The sequence below is a fragment of the Acidiplasma cupricumulans genome, from assembly GCF_001402935.1.
Lineage (GTDB): Archaea > Thermoplasmatota > Thermoplasmata > Thermoplasmatales > Thermoplasmataceae > Acidiplasma > Acidiplasma aeolicum.
In genome coordinates this window covers 1-1613 of record NZ_LKBH01000110.1, presented here as the reverse complement: position 1 = coordinate 1613, position 1613 = coordinate 1, and the positions used below count along the sequence as shown (strand labels likewise).

At 26.6% G+C, this 1613-nt stretch carries 2 protein-coding genes; both read right to left on the bottom strand.

What is annotated here, in order from left to right; translation table 11 throughout:
- Positions 1-259: 259 nt before the first annotated feature.
- Positions 260-772 (bottom strand): DUF6789 family protein, encoded by a 513-nt coding sequence (locus tag AOG55_RS03370; RefSeq protein ID WP_048101210.1) that lies wholly within the window; start codon positions 770-772, stop codon positions 260-262.
- Positions 773-910: 138 nt separating this feature from the next.
- Positions 911-1564 (bottom strand): hypothetical protein, encoded by a 654-nt coding sequence (locus tag AOG55_RS03365; RefSeq protein WP_048101211.1) that lies wholly within the window; start codon positions 1562-1564, stop codon positions 911-913.
- Positions 1565-1613: the final 49 nt, after the last annotated feature.

Sequence of the window (1613 nt, the reverse complement as noted above, 5' to 3'; positions counted from 1 at the left end):
TTTTAACTTCATTGTTTATTTATGGCCTTTTCAGTTAAATATTTAATTTGATATAGAATTGAAAAATTATTTATCCAGATATTTTTATTTCTTACACATCAATTTCAATAAATATGAGGATCTTATGAAAATATATCCAATCATAAGCATTATAATATCTTTAAAAAAATTAAAAAAATATTAATTTTATGCCTTTAATAATATAGATATTTTTGAACTTAATTCAAATTTATATACAATAAAGAGAATTTCATTTCCTTTAGTTTTTATATTCACCCTCTGTCAATATTTTATCATTACCTTCAAATCGTGTGTATAGTTTTCCAAGAAGATAGCCAAATACTAAAAGACTTATTATGCCAAGGCCTACGGATGTTATATAATATGATAATCCAAATGTCCCTATATCCAAAGCATCAATTATAACATCAAATATTATCCATATTACAAGGCCAAAAATTTCCCCCTTTATTATCATACTTTTACCCGGTAATCTTCCATTTACATAGGCAAAAATTATACCAAGGATTATTCCTATTATAAGCCCACCGATTATAGCCAAAACTATTGAACTCTGAATCTCTGTGGAATATAACTGTGATGCTGAAATATGAACTCCCAATGATGCCTCTGAAGATGCCTCCTTGGATAAAAATTTCATAATATTATTTTTATAAATAATCAATGTAATATAGCTAAAAATGCCCGCTATTACTCCATACACAAGACCAGATAATGCTCCTGCCTTACCTCCTGTTCCTAGTTTTCCCATAAAAATTAAATACAAGGTTGTATTTAAATTTTGTTATATATAATAAATACAACAATGAATTTTTAATTATTATAACCAAAAATGAATAAAAGTATTAATTCTAAATCCTGTAATTGCAATAAAATATGTATACTTGTATTAATCCCGTATTAAAGAGTTAAGTTTTAAAATGCCTATTAAAAATATTGAAATGGAAATAACCATTGTAAATGCCCAGAATAACTCAGTTGAAATTATATACTGCTTTATATGTGTTAGTATGTATATATCTGTATATACAAGACCGCCATCTATAGATGTATGAAGAATTGATGAAGTTATATACGTCATTATTCCATGCCCGGATAATTTCCCGAATTTCATAAATGTTGCCGTTCCAGGATGAAATAATAGTGATGAAATAATATTTAATATTATTAATATAAGCAAAAATCCGGATAAATTATTAAAATCCTCGATGAAAATTACAGCTATATCAACTGCTGAAAAACCAATGCCTATAAAAAATGCCATTTTTTCAGGTTTTATGCTTATGGCAAAATATGTAAATCCCTCCTGAATGAATCCTGCAGCCATGCCGAGATATATGGAATAAATAATGGCATTTTTTATTTCTATCGTTTTTATATTTTTTATTAAATATGAGATATTATAATGGTGATCAACAAGAATGATAATTTCAGGAATTTGGTCAATGATCAGCTGAATAAGAAGTGCTCCAAGCATAAATATTATTCCGATGCCTACTGAAATTAACACATCCTTAAACTTCAAATTAACAAACAAACGCATATTTTAACACCCATATTTTCATTTATTTATTTTTTCTATTTGTTATAGG

Excerpts from the sequence above, each read along its gene's own strand:
- AOG55_RS03370 (WP_048101210.1), bottom strand. The coding sequence starts at position 772 with ATGGGAAAACTAGGAACAGGAGGTAAGGCAGGAGCATTATCTGGTCTT.
- AOG55_RS03365 (WP_048101211.1), bottom strand. The coding sequence starts at position 1,564 with ATGCGTTTGTTTGTTAATTTGAAGTTTAAGGATGTGTTAATTTCAGTA.